The following is a 7,052-nucleotide window of genomic DNA, read 5'->3' on the forward strand; positions in this document are numbered from 1 at the left end:
TCCATCAACCAGATGACGGTCAAGCAGCTGTCGCTGCCCGAACTGGTCGACATCTGCGGGCAGTTGGGTGTGCCAGGGGTGGGCCTGTGGCGCGAGCCGGTCCAGTCGTACGGCGTGGAGGCGACCGCCAAGCTGGTCCGCGACGCGGGCCTGACGGTGACGACCCTGTGCCGCGGCGGCTTCCTCACGGCGATCGACCCCGAGGAGCGGTCGCGGGCGCTGGCCGACAACCGCCGGGCGATCGAGGAGGCGGCCACGCTCGGCACGGACACCCTGGTCCTTGTCTCGGGCGGCCTGCCCGCAGGTTCGCGCGACCTGCGTGGCGCCCGCGAGCGCATCGCGGACGCGCTGACGGAACTCGCCCCGTACGCCGAGGACCACGGCGTACGCCTCGCCATCGAGCCCCTGCACCCGATGTACGCGTCCGACCGCTGCGTGGTCTCCACCCTCGCCCAGGCCCTGGACCTCGCCGAGCGCTTCCCCGCGCACCAGGTGGGCGTGACCGTGGACACGTACCACATCTGGTGGGACGACCAGGCCCCCGCGCAGATCGCCCGCGCGGGCGCGGCGGGCCGCATCCACACCTTCCAGCTGGCCGACTGGACGACCCCCCTCCCCGAGGGCGTCCTCACCGGCCGCGGCCAGATCGGGGACGGCGCGATCGACATGCGGGAGTGGAAGGGGTACGTGGACGCGGCCGGCTACACCGGGCCGATCGAGGTCGAGCTGTTCAACGAGGGGCTGTGGGCACGGGACGGGCGGGAGGTGCTGGCGGAGACGGCGGAGCGGTTCGTGACGCACGTCGGCGGTTGATCAGCGAGCCTGCCGCGCCTGGTCAGTTGACTGCGCTGACTTGTTTGACTGGCTCGACTCAGTGAAGGCTCATCAGGGGCGGCAGTCGCGTGCCCGACGGCGAAGGCGGCTACCGGCCGCTTCGCGGCCCCCCGCCACGACCACGTAGGGGCTGGGGGGCGGCAGCCGCCCCCGAGGAGTGGGGATTGTGCGCCACCGGCGCGGCGTCGGCCCGCGGGGTCAGAGATCCGAAGCCCTGTCGGGCTCACCCCGACGGGGCGAAAGCCGTCGATATACAGGGGCGAACCAGCGCATGCCGGGGCAGCGGTGGTGTCAGGCGAGGGCGGCGACCAGCAGGGTGAAGGCGGCGATGATGACGGCGACGCGGACGTAGTGGTAGCGGTCCCAGCGGTGCAGCTGCTCCTTCCAGTCGGCGGGCCGGTTCTCGGGGGTCCAGGTCTTGTTTCGGTTGTTGATCGGGACGAGCAGCAGTATCGACATGACCACGCTGACGATCAGCAGTCCGGCGGCGGTGACGACGAGTCCGGCGCCGTGGTGGTGCCATCCGGCGACGGCCCAGATCGCGCTGAGGACGAGCGAGCCGATGTACCAGAACGGCATCAGGGCGCCGAGCATCCGGCCGCCGTGGGCGTGGCCGAGCTGGCCGCTGTCCTCGGGAAGCGCGTCCAGGATCCGGTTCATGATGAAGGCGACGGAGAATTCCACCCCCACCATCAGGCCGACGACGACGGTGGTGACGACCTCGAGTGCGTTGAGCATGACGATCCCTCCGTTGAACTAGCATTGCTAGCTGATGAGGCAACGCTAGTACTGCTGCCGCTCGGTTGTCTAGCGATGCTAGGATCGATTCATGTCGGTAAAGGAACGCAAGGAGCGCGAACGGGCGGAGCGCGAGCGCCTCATCGTGGCGACAGCCCGCGAACTCGCCGAGCAGCAGGGCTGGGACGCGGTCACCACCCGCCGGCTCGCCGAGCGCATCGAATACAGTCAGCCCGTCCTCTACAGCCACTTCCGCGGCAAGCGCGAGATCATCGGCGCCGTCGCCCTTCAGGGGGCCGCCGAGATGGCCGTGGCGGTGCGTGCCGCGACCGCCGGCGCGGGCGGCCCGCGCGAGCGGGTCGCCGCCCTGGCCCGCGCCTACCTCGACTTCGCCGAGCGCAACCCGGCGGTCTACGACGCCTTGTTCCAGCTCGACGGCGGCCTGGCGTACGCGCAGGAGGACACCCCAGAGCCTCTGAAGGACGCCTTCGCCGCCCTGCTGGAGACTCTCGGCGAGGTCGCCGGCGACGGCGTCCACCCGGGGCTGTTCACCGAGGTGTTCTGGGCGGCCCTGCACGGCCTTGCGACCCTGACCCGCGCGGGCCGCCTGCTGCCCGAGGACGCCGAGCCGAGGGTGGAGCTGCTGGTGGACCGGCTCGCCATGGTCTGACACACCGTCCCGACGGGCAGGCAGCCGGGGCCCTCGGGCCCCGCCGCCGCCTGCCTGCGGCAACGCTTCCGGTCACTCGCGTCCCCGCGCGGAGTGAACGGCGAGCGACGGGTTTTCGGGCCCCGGCGTTCCGGTGCCTGTTCATGATCATTGTCACTCTCGCCGTGGCCGGATAGATGCGTGTAAAACGGTCATTGGTCGGTATGCGGGCATCGCGACTCCTCCTAGGCTTTGCGATCGCATTACCCGCGATTGACCAAAGGCTTGACAAACACATGCGCATACCCAAGGCCGGTACAACCGGCCTGGTCCTCCTCTCCGTCCTGCTGCCGGCAGCACCGGCGTACGCCACTCCACCTCCGCAGCAGGGCACCCCGGAACCGGCTGCCACGACGGCCCCTGACGTCCCGTCGGCCCTCGCCGCGGCCCGCCGCAGTGGCGCCCGCGTGGAGGCGCTGTCCGAGCGGACCGAGACCTCCACCACCTGGGTGCAGGCGGACGGTTCTCTGACCACCGAGCTGACCGCGGGACCGGTCCGGTTCGAGCGCGACGGCCGCTGGGTGGCCGTCGACACCGACCTGGCCGCGCGCCCGGACGGCTCCGTGGCGCCCAAGGCGCACCCCGCCGATCTGACCCTGGGCGGCCCGGGCGGCGAGACGGCCGACTCGCTTGCCGAGACCCGTACGGCCAAGCCCCGCGATCTCGTCACCCTCGGCGAGGGCGACCGGCAGGTCACCCTGCAGTGGAAGGGCGGGCTGCCCAGGCCCCGGCTGGACGGCAACCGGGCCGAGTACCCCGAGGCCGTGCCCGGCGCCGACGTGATCGTGGAGGCGACCCGGACCGGCTTCGAGCAGTACGTCGAGATCAAGAAGCGCCCGGAGCAGGTCAGCTCCGACGGCAAGGGCGCCTACCGCTACACCTTGCCGCTCCGGGCCGAGGGGCTCCGCGTCAAGCACCAGGCCGACGGCAGCGTGCTGTTCACCGACCGGCGCACCGGCCAGGAGCGGGCCGTCATGCCGGCGCCGGTGATGTGGGACGCCACCGTCGACGAGCGGTCGGGCGAGCACACCCGTCGGGTCCCGGTGGACATGGAGGTCGTGGAGACGGGCGACGACTCCTTCGACCTGGTGGTGACCCCGGACGCAGGCTTCCTGGCCGACCCGGAGACCCGCTACCCGGTGACCGTCGATCCGTCCACCTCGGCTCTGAGCAACGTTTTCGACACCTACGTCCAGCAGGGCGAGACCCGCGACTGGTCCACCGACACCGAGCTGGACTTCGGCAACCCGGGGACGAAGAACGCGGGCGGTAGTCCCCGTACGGCCCGTTCGTTCCTCACCTGGGGCACCGCCCCCATCGCGGACGCCCTGGTCAGCAGCGCCAAACTGAGCCTGTGGAACTTCCACTCGGCCAACACCGACTGCACACCGCAGGCCTGGGAGGTCTGGTCGGCCGACCGGGCGACCACCGCCAGCCGCTGGACCAGCCAGCCCGCGCTGTACAAGAAGTACGCCACCTCCACCGAGACCAAGGGCAACCCGGCCTGCGGCGCCGACGGCTGGATCGGCGCCGACGTGACGACGCTCGTGCAGACCTGGGCCTCGGCCAAGGCGCCCACCGCCACGATGGCCCTGAAGGCCGCCGACGAGTCCGCCGTCGCCCCCTGGAAGCGCGTCAACTCGGCCAACGCGACCGCGAACCCGCCGAAGCTGACCGTGTCGTACAACTTCCGTCCGCGCTCCGGCAACAACCGGCAGGCCGGACCGCCGTACGTCAAGGACGCCTCCGGCACCTGGCAGGTCGACACCACGACCCCGACCCTGCGCGACACCTTCTCCGACAAGGACGGTGACCGGATCAACGGCACCTTCGAGGTCGTCGAGGCCGCCACCGGCAAGCGTGTCGGCGACCACTTCGTCTCCCCGTACGTCGACTCGGGCCGCCCCGCCGCCGTCACCCTGCCCGACGGCCTGCTGAAGGACGGCACCACCTACCGCTTCCGCACCAGCCCCTACGACGGCACCCACTTCAACTCCGCCTGGTCGGAGTGGACCACGTTCACCGTGCAGACCGGCCGGCGGCCCGGCGGGCTGCCCGACATGCCGCAGGCGCTGGAGCAGGGCGCGACCGACACCCTCACTCCCCTCCTCTCCGGTGTCGCCTCGAGCCCCGAACAGGGCCGTGTCCGCGCCGAGTTCGTCCTGCGCGACGAGGACGGCAAACCCCTCGACGGCGTGCGCGTACCCGACGCCTGGGTGGACAGCGGCCGGCGCGCCGCCGCCCAGGTGCCGGCGGGCGCGCTGCGCTCCGGTGCGACGTACCGCTGGGCGATGCGCGCCTGCACCGACGCCGGCTGCTCGGCCTGGTCGTACGAGCAGGAGTTCACCGCGTCCGACAAGCCCGGCCCGAAGGCGCCCGAGACCAAGTCGCTGACCCTGAGCGGCACGTCGCTGGACGACGCCACCGCCGCCGTACGGGAGGAGGGCCCGGCGGTGCGGGACGAGCGGCTCGTCCTCGACGCCGACCACGCCGTCTGGCTCAAGCCCGACCTGACCAAGGTGCCCGCAGGCGCCCGGATCGCCACGGCCCGGCTCGAACTGACGCCTGTGAGCGGTGCCGAACGGCCGGTCGAGATCTATGAGTTGCTCGACCCCTGGACGGCCCCGCAGCACGGCAAGGATCTTCCGGACCTTCTCGACGAGGCCCCCTTCGCCGACGCCGCCCGCGCCGCCGGCCAGGACCTCGCCCCGGTCGTCCAGTCCTGGCTGGAGCAGGAGAGCGGTGAGGGCCTCGCGCTGCGGCTGCCTGCCGGTGTCCGGGAGACCGTCGTCTACCACTCCGGCCGGGCCAAGGACGCCGCCCAGCGGCCCCGCCTGGTGATCGACTACGTCCCCGCGGCCGCCCCGGGCCGCCCGCAGGACCTCCGGGCCACCTCCGGCGACGGGGGACTGCTGGCCACCTGGAACCCGCCGCAGGACGAGGGGTCGGCCGGCGACGGCCCCGAGTACACCGTCGTGGTACGCAAGGAGGACGGCACCGAGGCCGCCCGCCTGACCACGCCCGCCACGCGCGCCGTCGTCAGCGGCCTGACGGACAAGACCGCCTACCGCGTCTCCGTCCAGGCCGGCACCGCACACGGCACCAGCTCCGCCGCCACCTCCGAGCCGGTGACCACCGCGGGCGTCCCGGGCGGCGCCGGCGCGTACCGGGAGATCGTCCAGCAGTACCTCGACGCCCGGGCCGGGATCCTCACCGGCCGCCACACCACCGCGGCCGCAGCACTCGCCGCGAGCCCCCGCGGGACCTCCTTCGCGGACCTGCTGAACGCGCAGGCCCCCGCCCTCGTCGAGTCCCGCGAGGCCCTCGCCCGGCACGGCCGCGCCTACACCGACGCCTCGGCGAAGCTGTCCGACGTCCTGGCCGGTGTCGACGCCGACGGAACCGTCTTCCTGCGGGCGGCGGTCGAGGAGTCGGCCCGGCTGACGCAGGACGGTTCCGCCGAACCCGACGAGGGGCTCCAGGAGCAGCGGTTCACGTTCAGCAGCAACGACGGCGCCCCGATCCTGCACCTGGCGACCGACGCCCCGGCCGCCGAGACCGTGCTGACCGAGGCACCCTCCGCCTGGAACGGCCTGGACGTGGCCCCGTCCGACACCCAGGACGCCGACGAGGTCCCGGACGAGCCCATCGCCCTGGACGCCGACGGCTTCCCGGTGGAGGAGGCGGCGGCCCCGGCACCCGCGGCCCTGCGCGCCGCCGCCGTCTCCGGCTCCGGCACCGCCAAGTGGGCCTCGAAGAACATCAACACCAAGTGGGAGTACGGCCAGGACTGCACCAACTTCGTGTCCAAGGCCCTCTACTACGGCGGAAAGATGAAGACCCGCTCCGGCGGCCGCAAGCACGACCGCGCCTGGTGGCAGCAGTACTACCTGTTCGGCACGATCAAGAACAAGAGCTACACCTGGTCCGGCGCCGAGAACTTCCGCCGCCACATGACCAAGTACCGCAAGGCGCCGTCGGTGTCGAAGAAGAACGCCAGGCCCGGCGACATCGTCCTGTTCAAGTGGAAGAAGGAGAAGGTGTACAACCACGCCGCGGTCGTGGTCGGCAACAACGGCCGGGAGATCCAGCTCCGCCAGCACGGCGGCGTCAACAAGACCACGCTGAGCGCGGCCATCGCCCGCTACCGCCACAAGGCCAACCACATCGAGCGCGTGATCATCCTCCGCCCGAAGTCGAGGAGCTGACCATGACATCGACGACATCGACCCGCATCCGGGCCGCCGCCCTCACGTTCGCGCTCGGTGCCGCCCTGACGGCCTGCTCGGACGACTCCCTGGACTACCAGACGGACTACACGAACCACCGTCCACTGCGCGTGACGGGCCACCCCAGCACGGGCAGTCTCGAAACGGTCCAGAAGCTCGTCTGGCGCCTGGCCGACGGGGACGCCGACGGCCTCGCCGCCCTCGACACCGAGGGCGGCGACGCGGGCCCCGAAGCCCGTGCCTGGATCAGGACCTACGGCAAGGCGGCCCGCGACGAGGTGACCGCCGACTTCCTCGACGAGGGCTCCGTGCGCCAGGACGTGGTCCTCCACTTCTCCGGCTCCCGCCGGGCGCAGGACGTCACGGTGCGGATCGGCGAGGACGACGCCTGGGGAATCGTCCTGGACGATCCGGCGCCCCGCCGGCAGTCCTGAGAGACGACGAGGGGGGGGGGGGGGGGGGGGGGGGGGGGGGGGGGGGGGGGGGGTCGCGTTTCTCCTACCTTCTGGCTCTTTTTTCTCTTTCTGGCTGCGCTGCTTCCT

At 71.9% G+C, this 7,052-nt stretch carries 5 protein-coding genes and 1 pseudogene; 5 read left to right on the forward strand and 1 reads right to left on the reverse strand.

Going from position 1 to position 7,052, the window contains the following annotated elements; genetic code table 11:
* Positions 1–12 precede the first annotated feature (12 nt).
* Positions 13–813, forward strand: a complete 801-nt coding sequence (locus ACZ5DS_RS29945; RefSeq protein WP_468244630.1) for a sugar phosphate isomerase/epimerase family protein — start codon at positions 13–15, stop codon at positions 811–813.
* 312 nt (positions 814–1,125) lie between these two features.
* Here ACZ5DS_RS29945 and ACZ5DS_RS29950 read toward each other — a convergent pair whose 3' ends face one another.
* Positions 1,126–1,572: an anthrone oxygenase family protein gene (locus ACZ5DS_RS29950; protein WP_468244577.1), complete on the reverse strand. Its 447-nt coding sequence runs from the start codon at positions 1,570–1,572 to the stop codon at positions 1,126–1,128.
* Between the two features lie 91 nt (positions 1,573–1,663).
* Here ACZ5DS_RS29950 and ACZ5DS_RS29955 point away from each other — a divergent pair, with 91 nt between their 5' ends.
* The 4 genes and pseudogenes from ACZ5DS_RS29955 to ACZ5DS_RS29970 all read left to right on the forward strand — a co-directional run bounded on the left by ACZ5DS_RS29955 (position 1,664) and on the right by ACZ5DS_RS29970 (position 6,944).
* Positions 1,664–2,242 carry a TetR/AcrR family transcriptional regulator gene (locus tag ACZ5DS_RS29955; RefSeq protein WP_468244579.1) on the forward strand — a complete coding sequence of 193 codons (579 nt, stop codon included), beginning with the start codon at positions 1,664–1,666 and terminating at the stop codon, positions 2,240–2,242.
* A 275-nt stretch (positions 2,243–2,517) separates the two neighbouring features.
* Positions 2,518–4,314, forward strand: a pseudogene (locus tag ACZ5DS_RS29960) (DNRLRE domain-containing protein); the annotation flags it as partial.
* Between the two features lie 258 nt (positions 4,315–4,572).
* Positions 4,573–6,489, forward strand: a complete 1,917-nt coding sequence (locus ACZ5DS_RS29965; RefSeq protein ID WP_468244633.1) for an amidase domain-containing protein — start codon at positions 4,573–4,575, stop codon at positions 6,487–6,489.
* 2 nt (positions 6,490–6,491) lie between these two features.
* Positions 6,492–6,944, forward strand: a complete 453-nt coding sequence (locus ACZ5DS_RS29970) for a hypothetical protein (RefSeq protein WP_468244581.1) — start codon at positions 6,492–6,494, stop codon at positions 6,942–6,944.
* Positions 6,945–7,052: the final 108 nt, after the last annotated feature.

This window comes from Streptomyces sp. NPDC031100 (genome assembly GCF_055570785.1).

Bases quoted from the DNA above. Each gene is read 5' to 3' on its own strand.
- ACZ5DS_RS29945 (WP_468244630.1), top strand. From the start codon at position 13: ATGACGGTCAAGCAGCTGTCGCTGCCCGAACTGGTCGACATCTGCGGG.
- ACZ5DS_RS29950 (WP_468244577.1), bottom strand. From the start codon at position 1,572: ATGCTCAACGCACTCGAGGTCGTCACCACCGTCGTCGTCGGCCTGATG.
- ACZ5DS_RS29955 (WP_468244579.1), top strand. From the start codon at position 1,664: ATGTCGGTAAAGGAACGCAAGGAGCGCGAACGGGCGGAGCGCGAGCGC.
- ACZ5DS_RS29965 (WP_468244633.1), top strand. From the start codon at position 4,573: ATGCGCGCCTGCACCGACGCCGGCTGCTCGGCCTGGTCGTACGAGCAG.
- ACZ5DS_RS29970 (WP_468244581.1), top strand. From the start codon at position 6,492: ATGACATCGACGACATCGACCCGCATCCGGGCCGCCGCCCTCACGTTC.